The following is a 17,573-nucleotide window of genomic DNA, read 5'->3' as shown; positions in this document are numbered from 1 at the left end:
GATGGGGTTTTGGTTCCGGGTGGGGCTTTTGTCGTGATAGGCTCGAAAGCCAGAAGAGAAGCGGGACCGGTCGTGCTGCAAAAACTCTCCACTTACCGACAGAAGCGTGACTTCGAGAAGACGCCCGAGCCATCCGGCAAGAGCGCGGTGGCGCCATCGCAACAGCGCCGCTTCGTGATCCAGAAGCATGACGCGACGCGCCTGCACTACGATCTCCGGCTCGAATTCGACGGCGTGTTCAAGTCCTGGGCCGTGACGAAAGGGCCCTCGCTCGACCCGCGCGACAAGCGCCTCGCGGTCGAGGTCGAGGACCACCCGCTCGATTATGGCGATTTCGAAGGCACGATCCCGGAAGGTCAGTATGGCGGCGGCACGGTGATGCTGTGGGACCGTGGCACCTGGGAGGCGGAAAATCCGGAAGCCGGCTATCGAAAGGGCGACCTCAAGTTCACCCTTCATGGCGACAAGCTGCATGGCAGCTGGGTCCTGGTGCGCATGCGCAACCGCGGCGGCGAAAAGCGCACCAACTGGCTCCTGATCAAGCACCGCGACGAATATGCCCGCGAGGGTGCGGACAACGACATTCTCGAGGAGGACAAGTCGGTCGCCTCAGGCCGCGCGATGGAGCAGATCGCCGAGGGCAAGGGCCGCGCGCCAAAGCCGTTCATGCTGGCGAAGGGCACCAAAGGCAAGGCCGACGCGGTGTGGCAGTCCAATCGAACCGAGGAGACGAAAGGCAGGACCGTCCAGCCGGCGCCGCGCACGGCGTTGAAGGCCAGGAAGGCGGGAAGGAAGACGACGACGGCGACGAATGCCAGGAAGGTCTCGGCGATGCCTGATTTCGTCGCGCCGCAGCTCTGCACGTCGGTCGAGCGGCCGCCGGCCGGTGCGGGCTGGTGTCACGAGATCAAGTTCGATGGTTACCGCGTGCAGCTCCGGGTCGAGGACGGCGAGGCCACGTTGAAGACGCGGAAGGGGCTGGACTGGACCGACAAGTTCTCGGCGATCGCGAAGGAGGCGGCTTCGCTGCCGGACGTCATGATCGACGGCGAGATCGTCGCGCTCGATCACAATGGTGCGCCGAACTTCTCCTCGCTCCAGGCTGCGCTGTCCGACGGCAAGACCGAGGACCTCATCTTCTTCGCCTTCGACCTCCTCTTCGCGGAAAATCAGGACTGCCGCCGGCTGCCGCTCGGCGAGCGCAAGGCGCGGCTCAAGGAGCTGCTGGAGTCGCGCAAGCGCAAGTCGGCGCAGATCCGCTATGTCGAGCATTTCGAGAGCGGCGGCGACGCCGTGCTGCAATCTGCCTGCAAGCTTGAGCTGGAAGGCGTGGTGTCGAAGAAGCTCGATGCGCCCTATCGCTCCGGCCGCACCGAGAGTTGGACCAAGGCCAAATGCCGCGCCGGCCATGAGGTGGTGATCGGGGGCTACAAGACCACCAACGGCAAATTCCGCTCGCTGATGGCGGGCGTGCATCGCGGCGATCATCTCGCCTTCGTCGGCATGGTCGGCACCGGCTTTGGCGCCGACAAGGTCAAGCGCATCATGCCGTCGCTGAAGGCGATGGAGAGCAAGGAGAGTCCCTTTGGCGGCAAGAATGCGCCGAAGAAGACGCGCGACGTGCACTGGCTGAAGCCCGAACTCGTCGCCGAGATCGAATTCGCCGGCTTCACCGCCGACGGCAACATCCGCCAGGCAGCGTTCAAGGGCTTGCGGCAGGACAAGCCCGCCGACGAGGTCGAGGCCGAGACGCCCGTCGACACCGCGCTCGCCGAACCCTCGCCGAGGAATCGCGCCGCGAAGACCGTGAAGCGATCCAGGGACACCGGCTCCGCCGAAGTGATGGGCGTCGTCATCTCCAAACCGGACAAGGAGCTGTGGCCTGATGACGGCGATGGCAACCCGGTCACCAAGCATGACCTCGCACGCTATCTCGAGGCGGTCGGCGAATGGATGATCGTGCACCTCAAGGGGCGGCCATGCTCGCTGATCCGCGCCCCTGACGGCATCAAGGGCGAATGCTTCTTCCAGCGTCATGCCATGCAGGGAACGTCCAATCTTCTGGAACTCGCGCGGGTCTCCGGCGACCGCAAGCCATATCTTCAGATCGATCGGATCGAGGGGCTCGCTGCGGTGGCGCAGATCGGCGGCGTCGAGCTGCATCCCTGGAATTGCGCGCCCTATGCCTACGATACGCCGGGGCGGCTGGTGTTCGATCTCGATCCGGCGCCGGATGTGGACTTTGCCGAGGTCGTCGAGGCGGCCAAGGAGATGCGGCAGCGGCTTGCCGATGTCGGGATGGAAAGCTTTTGCAAGACCACCGGCGGCAAGGGCCTGCACGTGGTGGTGCCGCTGCTGTACGGCGCGCGCGACAAGGTGAGCTGGAAGGAGGCCAAGGCGTTTGCGCAAGGAATCTGCCAGTGGATGGCCGACGACGATCCCGAACGCTATCTGCTCAACATGTCGAAGAAGCTGCGCAAGGGGAAGATCTTTCTGGACTATCTGCGCAACGACCGCATGTCGACGGCCGTGGCGCCGCTGTCGCCCCGCGCGCGTGACGGCGCGACCGTGTCGATGCCCGTGACGTGGGCGCAGGTGAAGAGCGATCTCGATCCGAAGAAATACACGCTGCGGACCGTGCCTGGCTTGTTAGGGCGGTCGAAGGCCTGGGAGGGCTATGACGATGCGGCGGTGTCGATCAAGGCCGCGATCAAGAAGCTGGCGGGGAAGAAATAGGGTGGGTTACGCTCGCGGACTGCGCTTCGCGCGACCGCTTGCCAACCCACCCTACGACGTCTGCAACTAGATTCGTCCCATCAGCAGCAGGATCAGCAGGATGACGATGACGAGCCCGAGGCCGCCGCCGCCGTAGTAGCCGGTGCCGTAGAACGGGCCGCCACCAATGCCGCTGAAGCCGCCGAGCAGGGCGATGACCAGAATGATCAGAATGATCGTGCCGATTGACATGCGAGTCTCCTCCAGCCCTTGTGGAAAGGGTCGTTTGCACCTGTCCCGTGTGCGGGGGCAACTTGCCGCAGGTTTTAAAGTTCCGGTTTTGAAACGGGGCGAGACGTGCAAGTTGCATGGAACCTTTATGGTCGCAGCCGGCATCACTAAGTGAGGATCAACCAGCACGGGGCAGGACCATGTCAGCACCGCTTGTCGTTTCCATTCCGCATCGTCTCGGCCGCGAGGAGGCGGTACGCCGGCTCAAGGCCGGGCTTGGCCGCGCGGCCGCCAGCCTTCCCGTGATGCAGCTCGAGGAGGAGCGCTGGAGCGGCGACAGCATGAATTTCCGCATCCGCGCGCTCGGGCAGATCGCGACCGGTCAGGTCGACGTCGCCGACGATCACGTCAAGGTTCAGGTGGTCTTGCCGTGGCTGTTGCAGCGCTTTGCCGAGATGGCGCAGGCAACGATCAGGAAGCGCGGGCAGTTGCTGCTGACCAAGGACGACGGAAAGTGAGTTTCAGGCGCTCACGCGCTGCCGCGCAGGCCTGATGGCGCTTGCCGCACGGGCCGGAATGACAGCCGCCGGAAGACCCCGGAAGGCCCGAGCGATCGGCAGTGCATTGCCCGCAAGTCCCGCCGCGGCATAGCCCGTGATATCGACCGTCGCGTCGAACCTTTCGATTGCCGGCCATTCCCGGCCCGCTTGCGTGAACGGCGCAAACTGGCGTCCGACCACGACGATCGCGGCGGCGCGGCCGCGGCGACGGGCGAAGGCGATGACGTGCCCGGCGTGCGTGCCGCGCACCTCCAGCTTCTGGTAGTCGCCTCGTGCGAAAACGTCGGCGAGCTCGTTGCGTAACTTGAGGAGGTGCCGCGTCCAGGCAAGCTTGAGCCGGCCGTCCGGCCAGGTCTTGAGCAGTCCGGTCCAGTCCGGCGCGTCGAGCACCGTCAGCGCGGCGTGGCGTGCGGAAAAATCCACGGGGCGGCGATTGTCGGGATCGACCAGCGACAGGTCCCAGAATTCGCTGCCCTGGTAGAAGTCGGGCACGCCCGGCAGCGTCGCCTTGAGGGTGAGCTGGCTCAGCGAGTTCAGCGCGCCGAGCAGCGCGACGCGGTGCGCCAGCGCTTGCAATGCCTCCAGGAATTCGCCAGACAGCGCGGGATCTAGGATCTTTCCGATGAAGCTCTTGATGCCGCTCTCATAGGCCTCGTGCGGGTTGAGCCAGCTCGTCTCCTCCTTGCCCTCGCGCGCGGCCTTGAGCGCATAGGCCTGGATGCGCTCGACGAAGCTTGCATCAGGCGGTTCCCGCGGCGGCCATGCGCCGAGCAGGGTCTGGTACAGCATGTATTCGAACGTTGCCGAGGGCGCCCGCAGATGGCCGTGGAGCGCAAGATGCGGCGCATTCAACACCTTCCAGCGCGATACCGCGCTGGTCCATTCGCCGGGAATTTCGCTCAGCGCCGCGATCCGGGCGCGGGCGTCCTCGCCGCGCTTGGTGTCGTGGGTGGCGGTCGCCGTCATGCCTTGCGGCCACTCCCTGGCCCGCGCCCGCATCGCCTCGTGGAAGGCGGGAACGGTGAGGCCGGTGCTCGCGGGATCGCCGCCGACCTCGTTCAGCGCCAGCAGGCGGTGGAACTGATAGAATGCGGTGTCCTCCAGCGACTTCGCCATCATCGGCCCGGTGAACTGCTGCACCTTGAGCGCGAAGCGGCGCACCCGCGGGGTGCTGTGAGGGGGCCGGCCCGGCTTCAGCAGATCCATGGTCAGGGCATCGCGCAGGAAGTCGAAGATGCCTTCGTCCGCGGCGAACCATTCGGCGCGGGCGCGCGCGATGGTGTCGTCGATCAGCTTGCGGTCATGCGCGGTCGCGCCGGCGGTGGTCAGATAGGTGCGATAGACCGGGAAATGCAGCACATAGAGCTCGAGCGCCTGCCGCAGGCTGTCGGCCGAGAAGTCGCGCGTCGAATAATGTCCGTTGGCGATGCGCGCGAGCAGGCGCGTCAGCACGGTGAACTCGCTGGTCAGCAGCGTCTCCAGCACGCGCCGCTTGGCATCCTTGACGTAAGGCGCAAGGCGCGGCGGCCGGTTGCTGATCTGCCGCCACGTCTCGTCCAGCGCCTCCAGCCCCTTGGCGTCGACCAGCACTTGCGTGATGACGTTCATCCACTCGTAGCCGGTGGTGCCCTGGACGCCGGCGAAATGCGGCAGACGCTCGTGCTCGCAGAGAATCTTTTCGATCACAGTATAGAACGGTTCTGTCTTGCCCTGCGCATCGCGCACCAGCCGGCGGAGCCGCTGGCAATATTGCGCGGGATCGCGCAGCCCGTCGATGTGATCGAGACGGATGCCCTGCAATTTGCCGTCGGCGACCAGCTGCTTCACCAGCCGATGCGTTGCGGCGAAGGTGTCGGGGTCCTCGACTCGCAGGCCGGCGAGCCCGTTGACGTCGAAGAAGCGGCGATAGTTGATGTCGCTGGAGGCAAGCCGCCAGTGTCCGAGCTTGTAGTGCTGGCGCTCGAGCAGATGGTGCAGCGCCAGCGTCTGCGCGGGACGGTCCTTGGCGGCACGATAGGCGGCAAGACCGCGATTGATGATGTCGGCGGCGCCCGCGATCTCCTTGAGCTCCGACTTGAAACCCGGCGCCTCCTTGCGATTGGGGCGGCGTAATCCCGTGTAGCGCGCCGCAAGCGCGAGCAGGTGCTTGCCTGCGTCTGTCTCGGCGGCGTCCGCCTCCTTCACGATCACGCGCAGGATTTCGCCATAACGCTCCGGCGCAATCGGCAGGCGATGCTCGAAATACCAGGCGGAAAGACTGCCCTCATCGGCATCGTAGCGCAGCTCGATCTCGCCGTGCTCCAGCGCCTCGCCATAGGAGGAGCCGAGGATCGGCAGCAGCACGCCGCCGCGGGCGCGATGGGGCAAGAGGTCCCAGTCGATATCGAAGGCGACCGCGTGCGGCGAGGCCTGGCCCCATTCGAGCACGTCGAGCCACCAGGGATTGTCGGCGAAGTGCACGCCGACATGGTTGGGTACGAAGTCGATGATGAGGCCGAGATCGTGCTTGGCCAGGGCTTCGCTCAGTCGCGCAAAGCCGGCTTCGCCGCCGAGCTCCGGATTGAGCTGGCCATGGTCAACGGTATCGTAGCCATGGGTCGACCCCTTGCGCGCCTTCATCACCGGCGAGGCATAGAGATGCGTAATCCCGAGCGCCTTCAGGTACGGAATGACTTCGGCGGCCTTGTCGAAGCCGAAATCCGCGGTGAGCTGAAGCCGGTAGGTCGCAACGGGAATGGCGGGAGGCATGTCAACCTCCGAGGCGCCAGACCACCGACCAGGGCGGAATGAGATCGCCGATCACGCCGCCCCAGATCGGCGTGCCCGTGCTGGCATTGGGGGTGATCTCGTGGTCCGACAGATTGGCGGCGAGGTGCAGCGTCGTGCCGTCGCCCATGCGCCAATGTGCGCTGAGCAGACCATTGTCGGCCGCCTCGGCATCACCGAAGCTTGCGCCCTTCAGCCGCGGTACGATCTCCTTGTGGCGGAGCGCGAGCAGGTCACGCACCAACGCGAGCCGCGCATTCTGCTCCGGCGTGCGGCCGGTCCAGTCGAGCACCGCCGATTGCAGTGTTGCCGGATCGAGCGGGTCGGGCACCTCGTCGCCGTATTTCTCATAGGCCCAGGCATATTCCTGCTTGCGGCCCTTGCGGACGGCATCGGCCAATCCGCCCTGGAAATCGCAGAAGAACGGGAAGGGGACCCTCGAGCCCCATTCCTCGCCCTGAAACAGCATCGGCACCATCGGCGCGAGCAGGGTCACGGCGAGCGCCGCCTCGATCTGCTGCGGCGATGCCAGGCTCTCGAGCCGGTCGCCCAGCGGGCGATTGCCGATCTGGTCGTGGTTCTGCAGGAAGTTGACGAAGGTTGCGGGCGGCAACTGGCCGCTCGGCTCGCCGCGTGGCTTCTTGCCCCAGAACTCCGAGATCTCGCCCTGGTAGACGAAGCCCGAGGCCAGCGCGCGGGCGAGGTCCATGCGCGGCGTCTGGTAGTCGGCGTAATAGCCGGCGAGCTCGCCGGTCAGCATCACGTGCCAGACGTGGTGATAATCGTCGTTCCACTGTCCCCGATATTTCCCGTTCGGCGGCTCCTGTGCGGCGTCGAGCAGGCTGGCGCGGTTGTCGCCGTTCTCCAGCACGAGATGGATGTGCCGGCCCGTGGCCTTGGCGAGCTCGCCGGCGGCGACGCTGAGGTCCTGCAGCATCGATTGCTCGCCCGGGACGGCCATGATGTGGTTGGCGGCATCGAGCCTCAGTCCGTCGAAGCGATAGTCGGTCAGCCAGGACAGCGCGTTCTCGACCGCAAAGGCGCGCACCTGCGGCACGCGGTAGTCGATCGTGCTGCCCCAGGGCGTATGCGCATCGGTGAAGAAGCTCGGTGCATAGCGGCCGAGATAATTCCCCTCGGGGCCGAAATGATTGTAGACGACGTCGAGGAACACCATCAGCCCGCGCAGATGGGCCTCGTCGATCAGCGTCTTCAGATCTTCGGGACGGCCATAGGCGCTGTCGGGCGCATACCACAGCACGCCGTCATAACCCCAGCCGCGGCGTCCCGCGAAATCGGCCAGCGGCATCAATTCCAGCGCAGTGATGCCGGTCGCGGCGAGATGATCGAGCTTGTCGATCATGGCGCGGTAGGTGCCTTCGCGCGTGAAGGTGCCGACATGGGTCTCGATAAGTACCGTCTCTTCCCAGGGCCGGCCGCGCCAATCCTGTGCGCGCCAGGCGAAGGCGTCGTGATCGATCACCTCGCTCGGGCCGAACACGTCTTCAGGCTGGAAGGCCGAGGCCGGATCGGGCACGTCGATCTCGTCGTCGATCCTGAATTTGTAGGGGCTGCCAGCGGGGAGACCGGCAATATCGGCCACATACCAGCCATCCTGGCGGCGCTGCATCGCGTGTCTGCGGTCGAGCAGGAGATCGACGCGGCGCGCAGCGGGCGCCCACAACCGGAACGACACGCCGTCTTTCGTTGGCCGCGCCCCGAAGGATGGCCTCATGACGCCCCCGCGAAGGCGAGCACGGAGCGCGGCGGCGCCTTGCTGTCGCTTCCGGACGGGAAGTCGATGGTGTTCAGCTTGGCATCGGTCGTGTTCAGGATCTGCTGCCAGCTCTTGTATTCGGACATTTTGGGCAATTTGAATGCGATCTCTTCGGGGGCGGCGTTCAGGACGATAAAGATCGCGGCGCTGCCGGGTTCCATCGGCCCCATCACATAGGAGAGAAACCGCCCATCCGGGAATGTCCAGTCGCTCTCCGTCATCTCGTTACCTTCAGGCGTCAGCCAAAGTGCGCCGTAGGAGACACCGTCCTTGGGACGGCCGTCGAGCCAGCGATGGCTGCGAAGCTGCGAGAAGCGGCGGCGGATGTCGGCGAGGCCTGAGACGAAGTCGACCATGTCCTCATCATCTTTGCCGAGATTGTCCCAGCCGACCCAGCCGACCTCGTTGTCCTGGCAATAGGCGTTGTTGTTGCCGGACTGCGAATTGCCGACCTCGTCGCCCGCCAGGATCAGCGGGACGCCCTGCGCCAACATCAGGCAGGCCAGCACGTTCCTGCGAAGCTGCCGGCGCAGCTCCAGGATTTTCGGATCGTCGGTCGGGCCCTCGACTCCGCAATTGTTGCTGTGGTTGTCGTTGGAGCCGTCGCGATTGTCCTCGCCATTGGCTTCGTTGTGCTTCTCGTTGTAGCTGAAGAGGTCGGCGAGCGTGAAGCCGTCATGCACGGTGATGTGGTTGATGCTGGCGCGCGGCCGCCGTCCGTCGTGGTTGAACAGGTCGGAGGACGCCGTCATGCGGCTGGAGATATCGCCGATCAGGCTGCCTTCGCCACTCCAGTAGCGGCGCATGGCGCTGCGATAGCGGTCGTTCCATTCCGACCATTGCGAGGGGAATGCGCCGACCTGGTAGCCGCCGAGGCCCAGGTCCCAGGGTTCGGCGACGAGCTTGACGGTCGCCAGCACCGGATCCTGGCGAACTGCAGTCAAGAACGAGCTGCCGCGATCAAAACCGTTCGGCCCGCGCGCGAGCGTAGTGGCGAGATCGAAGCGGAAGCCGTCGACATGGCAGACCTCGACCCAGTAGCGCAGGGAGTCCATCACCATCTGCAGCACGCGCGGATGGGTGAGGTTCACGGACGAGCCGCAGCCGGTGAAGTCGTCATAGTAGCGCGGGTTCTCGCGGTTGAGCCAGTAATAGGAGGCATTGTCGATGCCGCGATAGCACAGCGTCGGGCCGAGGTGGTTGCCTTCGGCGGTGTGGTTGTAGACGACGTCGAGCATCACCTCGATGCCGGCATCGTGCAGGCGCGCGACCGTGGTGCGGAAGGAATCGAGCGCATTGTCCTGGGCGTAGCGCGGCTCCGGCGCGAAGAAGGACAGCGTGTTGTAGCCCCAGTAATTGGCGAGTTTCTTTTCGACCAGGATGCGATCGTCGACGAAGCTGTGGATCGGCAGCAGCTCGATCGTGGTGACGCCTAGCTTCTTCAGGTGCTCGATCATCGCCGGCGAGGACAGGCCGCCATAGGTGCCGCGGAGGTTCGGCGGCACGTCGTCCCGCTTCTGCGTCAGGCCCTTGACGTGGGCCTCGTAGATGATGGTGTCCTCCCAGGGGATGTTCGGCCGGATCTCGCGGCGGCCCCAGTTGAAGGTCTCGTCGACCACGACGGCCTTGGGCATGCCGCGTGCATTGTCGCGCCGGTCGAACGACAGATCCTCGCGCGGCGAGCCGGTGCGGTAGGCGAAATGCGCATCGCTCCAGACCAGCCGTCCGGCGAGCCGCTTCGCATAGGGGTCGAGCAGCAGCTTGTTGGCGTTGAAGCGGTGGCCGTGCTCGGGCTCGTAGGGACCGTGCACCCGGTAGCCGTAGAGCTGCCCGGGCGAGACATCGTTGAGATAGCCGTGCCAGACGTCCTCGGTCCTTTCAGGCAGTTCGACGCGCTCGAGCTCGCGGCGGCCTTGCGCGTCGAACAGGCAAAGCTCGACCTTCTGCGCGTTGGCGGAGAACAGCGCAAAATTGGTGCCACGTCCGTCCCAGCTTGCGCCGAGGCGTGCGGGCGATCCGGCGGTCAGGCGCATATGTCAGCTTTCCGGAACGAGGAAGATCGCGGCGAGCGGCGGAATGGTGAGGCGGAGCTCGGGCGTCTTGCCGTCAACGGTCTGGACCTCGCCGATGTTCCCGACATTGCTGCCGCCGTAATGGGCGGAGTCGGAATTGAACACCTCTTTCCACTTGCCGGCCAGGGGCACGGGAACGCGATAGTTGGGGTAGACATTGGGGGAGAAGTTGACGATCACGAGGCACCGCGCGTGCTCGTCAAAGCCCTTGCGCAGCCAGGCGAACACGTTGCGGTTGGCATCGTCCGTGATCAGCCATTCGAAGCCGGCCTGGTCGCAGTCCATCTGATGCAGCGCCGGCACCGCGCGGTAGAGCCGGTTGAGGTCGCGGATCAGCGCCTGGATGCCGGAATGGCCCTTGTATTCGAGCAGGTGCCAGTCGAGCGACTGGTCGTGATTCCATTCGCTGCTCTGCCCGATCTCGGCGCCCATGAACAGCAGCTTCTTGCCGGGGTGGCCGAACATGAAGCTGTAATAGGCCCGCAAATTCGCAAAGCGCTGCCATTCGTCGCCGGGCATGCGCCCCAGGATCGAACGTTTGCCGTGCACGACCTCGTCGTGCGAGAGCGGCAGGATGAAGTTTTCCGAGAACGCGTAGTGCAGGCCGAACAGGATCTCGCCGTGATGATGCTTGCGGTAGATCGGATCCTTGCTGATGTAGTTCAGCGTGTCGTGCATCCAGCCCATGTTCCACTTGTAGCCGAAGCCGAGCCCGCCGAATTCGACCGGACGCGAGACTTGCGGCCATGCGGTGGATTCTTCCGCGGCCGTGGTCGCCTGCGGGAAGCGGGCAAAGACCTCCGTGTTGAAACGGCGCAGGAAGTTGATCGCCTCGATGTTCTCGCGGCCGCCATACTGGTTCGGAATCCACGCCCCGGCAGGCCGGCTGTAGTCGAGATAGAGCATCGAGGCCACCGCATCGACGCGCAGGCCGTCGATACCGTAGCGCTCCATCCAGAACAGCGCGTTCGACACCAGGAAGTTCGTCACTTCGGTGCGCCCGTAATTGTAGATCAGCGTGCCCCAGTCGAGGTGGCGGCCCTGGAGCGGGTTGGCGTGCTCATAGAGCGCCGTGCCGTCAAAGCTGCCGAGCCCGTGCGGATCGTCGGGAAAATGGCCGGGCACCCAGTCGAGCAGCACGCCGATGCCTTCGCGGTGGCAGGCATCGACGAGGGCGGCGAAATCCTCGGGGCTTCCGAACCGGCTGGTCGGCGCATAGAGCCCGGTCGGCTGATAGCCCCACGAGCCGTCGAACGGATGCTCGCTGACCGGCAGGAATTCGAGATGCGTGAATCCCATGTCGCGGGCATAGGCCGGCAGCTGCTCGGCCAGCTCGCGATAGGTGAGCCATTCATTGTTGCCCTTGCGCCGCCACGAGCCGAGATGGACCTCGTAGATCGACATCGGCGCCGACAGTGCGTTGATGCCGTCGGGCGCAGGACGCGGCCGCGGCAGATGCGCCTCGTCGAACACGATCGAGGCCGTCTTCGGCCGTACTTCGGTTGCAAAGGCCAGCGGATCGGATTTCAGCGGGAGCAGATGGCCGTGCGGGCCGATGATCTCGAACTTGTAATGATCGCCGATCTTCGCATGCGGGATGAAGAGCTCCCAATACCCGCTGCCGCGCACCCGCATCGGATGACGCCGCCCGTCCCAGAAGTTGAAGTCGCCGACCACGGATACGCGCCGCGCATTTGGCGCCAGCACGACGAAGCCGATGCCGTCGACGCCGTCGAGCCGCATCGGGTGCGCCCCGAGCTTGTCGTAGAGGCGCTGGTGGGTGCCTTCGCCGAGCAGATAGAGGTCGAAATCGGTCAGGATCGGCGGGAAGCGGTAGGCATCCTCGAATTCGACGACGTTGTTGCCGAATGTCGCGCGTAGCTGGTAGTGCTTCGAGCCGTTGGGCAGAGCTCCGATGAACAGGCCGGAGTCATGAACGCGGTCGAGCGGTGCGACCTCGCCATGCTCGCCGACCGCCTCGACATTGGAGGCCTCGGGCACGAAGGCGCGCACCACGCTCTTGCCGCCCTCGGGATGCAGCCCGAGATAGTGGAAGGGGTCGGAGTGGCGGCCCTCGATGATCGCGTAGGCTTCGGCTGGCAGTTTAGGCATGGGCTTCGCTCCCGGCACTGGACAGAATGCGAAGCAGTCCGGTCAGCGGCGCATGGAGCCCCTCGGGCCGGTGGGACAGTTCGTACTCTACGTCGTCGAACGCTTGATCAAGCAGGAAAAACCTTAACAGGCCTTGCGCTGCCCGCGGATCTTTCGGCCATAGCCGCCGGTCGGTCATGGCCTCGCGATAGGCGTGCAGGAACGTCGCGGTGGCGCGTTCGCGCCATTCACCGAGCGCGGCTGCAAGCCGGTCCTGTTCGTCGGTCCCGCCGCCCGCGAGCACCCGGTTGAGGGCGACGTTAACCGAAAGATCAATCGAGCGGATCAGGCCGGCGACGTCGCGTGCGGCCGGCAGCTTGCGCCGCTTGTCGGCCAGCGGCCGGCGCGGATTGCCGTCGAAGTCGATGATGAAGATGTCGTCCTTCACGATCAGAGTTTGCCCCAGGCGGAAGTCGCCATGATGACGGATGTTCAACCCGCCGATGGCGGAAGGCAATAGTGCATTGAGGTGGTCCGGCAGGGCCGCGCGCGCTGCGCCGAGCTGGTCGATCAGCGGCCGGTCCGTCTCCCGCAGGCTGTCGCGGCTCTCAGCAAGGCGTTCGAACACCCGCTCGGCGCGCGCCTTGAGGTCGGAGATCCAGCGCCTGGCGTGTTCGGAGCCGATCGGCTCTGGAGCGAGGTTGTCCGGCTTTGCCGCGGCCAGGGCGACATGCAGCTCGGCGAGCCGCCGGCCGATCTGCGCGATGAAGTGCAGGTAGGGCGCCTGCTCCTGGGTCTCGCGCGGCCTTTCGCCCGCGGACAAGAGCCGCTGTTCGTCGATATAGCGATCGAGATAACCGGTGGTCACGGCCCAGCCGTCGCCCTGGTTCTCGACAAAGGCATGCAGCACGCCGAGCGCGCTGCGGTGATCGCCCTCGACCAGCTCGACGCTGCCGAGCAACGCCGGCGTATTGGCGAAGCGGACCACTTCCGTGAGGTAGTGGCCGATCTCGATCTCGGGACTGGTGCCGGTTTCAAGCTGCCGATGGATCTTGACGACATACTGGTTGTCCACGAGCGCGGTGCTGTTGGACTGCTCGATCGCGCGGATGCGTTCAGGCTCCTTGATGGTGTAGTCGGCGAACCGGCTGGTCGCCTTGAACTCCAGCCGCAGATTGTTCTCGTCTACCACCAGGTTTTGCGACAGACCCCGCAGGAACAGGCCGATGAAGATCGGCTCGGTCGCGACGTCGAGCAGCGTGCCCTCGCGCGCACCCTGGCGCACGGCGGCGAGCGCCTTCGGGTTGAAGCGTTCGCGGTCGAAGCGTACCCATTCGATCTGCAGCGGCAGCACGTAGCGCGTCGTGACGTCGTCCCGCGTGGTCTCGAAGAACGCGATCCAGGGCCTGTTGTCGCCGATATCGCTGAAAGGCACGGCCGAGGTCAGCGCTGTCTGGATGTGCTTGGGATTGTGCTCCGGATACCAGCGTGTCCTTGCCAAGAATCCCGGCAGCACGTCGCGCTCGAACACGCCGCGCTCGCGTGCCAGCGACACCCAGTTCGAATTGACCGGCACGACCAGGGTCTCGAACTCCGGCACCGCGCGCGGCGTCACCGGCTCGGACTTGTCGCGCTCGGTGAGGTGGAACCAGTAGAAACCGTAGGGTCCCAGCGTGATCATGTAGGGCAATTCGCCGATCGCCGGGAATCGGGTCCGGCCGAGCATCTCCTGCGGGATGCGGTCCTTCCAGGGCGACAGATCGAGCTCGGTCGCCTGCGCGGCGCGCGAGAGATTGGCGACGCAGAGGATGACTTCGTCGCGATACTGCCGGACATAGGCCAGCACGGCGCGATTGGCCGGGCGGATGAAGGTCATGGAGCCGCGGCCGAAGGCCAGCGTCGACTTGCGCACCGAGATCAGCCGCTTGGTGGCGCTGAGCAGCGAGGACAGGCTGCGCGACTGCGCCTCGACGTTCACTGATTCATAGCCGTAGACGGGATCCATGATCAGCGGCGCGTAGAGCCGGGCGGGGTCGCAGCGCGAGAAGCCGCCGTTGCGGTCCGGGCTCCATTGCATCGGCGTGCGCACGCCGTTGCGGTCGCCGAGATAGATGTTGTCGCCCATCCCGATCTCGTCGCCGTAGTAGATGATCGGCGTGCCCGGGAAGGACAGCAGCAGCGAGTTCATCAGCTCGATCTTGCGGCGGTCGTTGTCCATCAGCGGCGCGAGCCGCCGCCGGATGCCGACATTGATGCGGGCGCGCGGATCGTTGGCGTAGGTGGTCCAGAGATAGTCGCGCTCGACGTCGGTGACCATCTCCAGCGTCAGCTCGTCATGATTGCGCAGGAACAGCGCCCATTGGCAGCTCGCCGGGATGTCCGGCGTCTGGCGCAGGATGTCGGTGATCGGGAAGCGGTCCTCCTGCGCGATCGCCATGTAGATGCGCGGCATCAGCGGGAAGTGATAGGCCATGTGGCATTCGTCGCCGCGGCCGAAATATTCCTGCACGTCCTCCGGCCATTGATTGGCTTCGGCGAGCAGCAGCTTGCCCTTGGAGTACGCATCCAATTCCTGGCGCAGGCGCTTGATGATGGCATGCGTCTCGGGAAGGTTCTCGTTCGAGGTGCCCTCGCGCTCGCAGAGATAGGGAATGGCGTCCAGCCGGAAGCCGTCGACGCCGGCGTCGAGCCAGCGCTTCATCACCTGGATGATGGCGCTGACCACGCGCGGATTGTCGAAATTGAGGTCGGGCTGATGCGAGAAGAAGCGGTGCCAGTAGAAGGCGCCGGCCTCCGGATCCCAGGTCCAGTTCGACTTCTCGGTGTCGGTGAAGATGATGCGGGTGCCCTGGTATTTCTGGTCGGTGTCGCTCCAGACATACCAGTTGCGGGCGCTCGAGCCCGGATGGCTGCGGCGCGCACGCTTGAACCATTTGTGCTGATCGGAGGTGTGGTTGACGACCAGCTCGGTGATGACCCGCAGACCGCGCTTCTGCGCCTCCTGGATGAAGCGCTTGAAGTCCTTCATCGTCCCGAAATCGGGATTGACCGCGCCGTAGTCGGCGATGTCGTAGCCGTCGTCGCGGCCAGGCGAGGGATAGAACGGCAGCAGCCACAACGCGGTGACGCCGAGCTCCTGGAGATAGGGCAACTTCTCGGTCAGGCCGGCGAAGTCGCCGATGCCGTCATTGTTGCTGTCGGCAAAGGCCTTTACGTGGAGCTGGTAGATGATCGCGTCCTTGTACCAGAGCTCATCCACGACCTCGGCAGCCTCAGCCTTCTTGGTGTCGACGGAAGACAGAACATTCATGGCGTGACCCCTTACGCCAGGCAGCGGAACAAAAGCGCCGGATCGCGGTCGGGATCGATACGCAACCTGATCCCGCCCCACATGATGCGCGACTGTTCGCCGGTGAGGAGGTTTTCGAGTGCCGTCACATGGTGTCGTTCTCCGCCGGCGTCAACGGTGACGTCGCCGAGCGGCAGCCAGAATTCGCGCGCATGGCGCGAGAGCGCAATCACGACCACGACGGTGTTGGCTGAATCGGCCGCCTTCTTGGCGAAGGCGATCGTCTCGCCGTCCTCGATATTGAGGAAGCGCAAGTTCTCCGTCTGCTGGAGTGCCGCATTGTCGTTGCGGATGCGGTTGAGCGCTGCGATGGACGGCTTGATGTTGCCGGGCGCGTCCCAGTTGCGCTGCTTGATCCGGTATTTTTCGGAATCGAGATATTCCTCGCGGCCGGGAACCGCCTCGTGCTCCAGCAGCTCGAATCCGCTGTAGATGCCGTAATTGCCCGACAACGTCGCGGCCAGCGCGAGCCGCGATTTGAACATCCAGGGCTCGCCACTCTGCAGATGATAAGGCAAGAGGTCTGCGGTGTTGACGAACAGGTTCGCCCGATGGAGGTCCCGCTCGGGATAACCGGTCAGCTCGCCGAGATACTGTTCCAACTCTCCCTTCGTCGTGCGCCAGGGGAAATAGCTGAAGGACTGCGCGAAGCCGAGCTTGGCGAGGCCCTTCATCAGCTTCGGCCGCGCAAATGTCTTGGAGAACAGGATCACCTCGGGATGCCGGCGGCGGATGTCGCCGATCAGCCACTCCCAGAACGGAAGCGGTGCGGTGTCGTGATTGTCGATCGCGAAGATGGTGACACCATGGTCGATCCAGAACAGCATGGCGTCGCGAAAGGCGTTCCACAGCCCGGCGCGATCGACGGAGCCGAAATCGGGGATGACGATGTCCGAATAGGGGCGGTCCGCGGTCCGCACCGAGCGGTCCGGCCGCCATTTGAACCATTCCGGATGCTGCGTCAGCCAGGGATGGTCCGGCGAGCACTGCACTGCGAAGTCGAGCGCGAGCTCGAGCCCGTACTCGAGGCATGTGGCGACCAGCGCGCGAAAGTCCTCGATCGTGCCGAGCTCGGGATGCAGCGCATCGTGCCCGCCCTCGGCGGTGCCGATCGCATAGGGCGAGCCGGGATCGCCCTCGCTCGCCACCGGCGCGTCGTTACGGCCCTTGCGGCGAGTGTGTCCAATGGGGTGGATCGGCGTGAAGTAGAGCACGTCAAAGCCCATGGCGGCGATATCGGGGACGCGCGCAATGCAGTCGCGCAGTGTGCCGTGCTGGCCCGGGACCTCGCTCTGGCTGCGCGGCATCATCTGGTACCAGGCGCCGAAGCGTGCCTTGTTGCGGTCGACGATCAGCGGGAAGAGCGGCGAGCGCGTCAGGTCGGGCCGCGACTGGCTCTCGGCCATGGCTTCGCCAAGCTCGGCCGCCAGCAGCGGGGTGACGTCGCCGCTCTGGAGGTAGTCTTCGCATCGCCTGATGATGATCGCTGCGGCGTCCTGACGCGCGACATGCGCCTTGGTCAGGAGGCCGGCCCCCTCGATCGCATCAAGGCTGACATCGGCCCCTGTACGCCGCTTGCGCGCGATCGCGTGCGACCAGGTCGCGAACTCGTCGGTCCAGGCTTCGATCGCATAGACATATTGGCCGGGCTCAGCGGGCGTGAACGCGCCGGACCAGCGGTCATTGCCGTGATGGGTCATAGGGTCGCTCTGCCATTCGCGGTCCTGCTCGCGGCGCCAGATCAGCGCAGCGGCGATCACCGCGTCGCCGTCGCGGTAGATGTCGGCCCAGACCTCGACCCGCTCGCCCGCGATCCGCTTCACGGCGAAGCGGCCGCCGTCGACCAGGGGATAGACGTCTTCAATGAGGAAAGCGCTGCCGGCTGCGGCACTCTCGACAGTTTGAATTGTCTTGTTCACGGTGATGCCATTGACAAGAAAGCAGGAGCCCGTTTCCCTTGTCGGGAACCCACGCTTGGTACCATTATAGAAAGCCGCTTGTGTGTCATTGGT

The 17,573-nt window shown here is 65.0% G+C and carries 9 protein-coding genes; 2 read left to right on the top strand and 7 right to left on the bottom strand.

The genetic code is table 11. From position 1 onward, the window contains the following. Positions 1 to 72: 72 nt before the first annotated feature. On the top strand, positions 73 to 2,736 hold the full coding sequence (gene ligD, locus ACRQ5Q_RS35000) for a DNA ligase D (RefSeq protein WP_439394469.1): 2,664 nt from the start codon (positions 73 to 75) through the stop codon (positions 2,734 to 2,736). A gap of 66 nt (positions 2,737 to 2,802) precedes the next feature. Here ligD and ACRQ5Q_RS34995 read toward each other — a convergent pair whose 3' ends face one another. Beyond that, positions 2,803 to 2,967 (bottom strand): DUF3309 family protein, encoded by a 165-nt coding sequence (locus ACRQ5Q_RS34995; protein WP_018318514.1) that lies wholly within the window; start codon positions 2,965 to 2,967, stop codon positions 2,803 to 2,805. A gap of 179 nt (positions 2,968 to 3,146) precedes the next feature. Between ACRQ5Q_RS34995 and ACRQ5Q_RS34990 the strand changes: the two genes are divergently transcribed. Beyond that, positions 3,147 to 3,464, top strand: coding sequence for a polyhydroxyalkanoic acid system family protein (locus ACRQ5Q_RS34990; RefSeq protein ID WP_439394467.1), 318 nt, complete (start codon positions 3,147 to 3,149; stop codon positions 3,462 to 3,464). A 3-nt stretch (positions 3,465 to 3,467) separates the two neighbouring features. On the opposite strand, the gene treY is transcribed toward ACRQ5Q_RS34990, so the two are convergent. From treY to ACRQ5Q_RS34960, 6 genes are read right to left on the bottom strand one after another with little or no spacing between them, the layout of a single operon-like run. Next, positions 3,468 to 6,254, bottom strand: a complete 2,787-nt coding sequence (gene treY / locus ACRQ5Q_RS34985) for a malto-oligosyltrehalose synthase (RefSeq protein WP_439394466.1) — start codon at positions 6,252 to 6,254, stop codon at positions 3,468 to 3,470. A 1-nt stretch (position 6,255) separates the two neighbouring features. After that, complete coding sequence (gene treZ / locus ACRQ5Q_RS34980; protein WP_439370164.1) at positions 6,256 to 8,007, bottom strand: malto-oligosyltrehalose trehalohydrolase; 1,752 nt, start codon at positions 8,005 to 8,007, stop codon at positions 6,256 to 6,258. Continuing rightward, positions 8,004 to 10,082 (bottom strand): glycogen debranching protein GlgX, encoded by a 2,079-nt coding sequence (gene glgX / locus ACRQ5Q_RS34975; RefSeq protein ID WP_439370163.1) that lies wholly within the window; start codon positions 10,080 to 10,082, stop codon positions 8,004 to 8,006. Before glgX ends, treZ begins: the two co-directional genes overlap by 4 nt. Positions 10,083 to 10,085: 3 nt before the next feature. Then, the gene (gene glgB / locus ACRQ5Q_RS34970; protein ID WP_439394464.1) at positions 10,086 to 12,233 is read right to left on the bottom strand and encodes a 1,4-alpha-glucan branching protein GlgB; all 2,148 of its coding nucleotides are present in this window, start codon (positions 12,231 to 12,233) and stop codon (positions 10,086 to 10,088) included. Next, a complete protein-coding gene (treS, locus tag ACRQ5Q_RS34965) occupies positions 12,226 to 15,522 on the bottom strand; it encodes a maltose alpha-D-glucosyltransferase (protein ID WP_439370161.1) in 3,297 nt (1,098 codons plus the stop codon). Before treS ends, glgB begins: the two co-directional genes overlap by 8 nt. Before the next feature lie 11 nt (positions 15,523 to 15,533). Then, on the bottom strand, positions 15,534 to 17,480 hold the full coding sequence (locus ACRQ5Q_RS34960) for a maltotransferase domain-containing protein (protein WP_439394462.1): 1,947 nt from the start codon (positions 17,478 to 17,480) through the stop codon (positions 15,534 to 15,536). Positions 17,481 to 17,573: the final 93 nt, after the last annotated feature.

Source organism: Bradyrhizobium sp. PMVTL-01, assembly GCF_051861855.1.
Taxonomy (GTDB): Bacteria; Pseudomonadota; Alphaproteobacteria; order Rhizobiales; family Xanthobacteraceae; genus Bradyrhizobium.
This window is presented reverse-complemented; position numbering and strand designations above follow the sequence as displayed.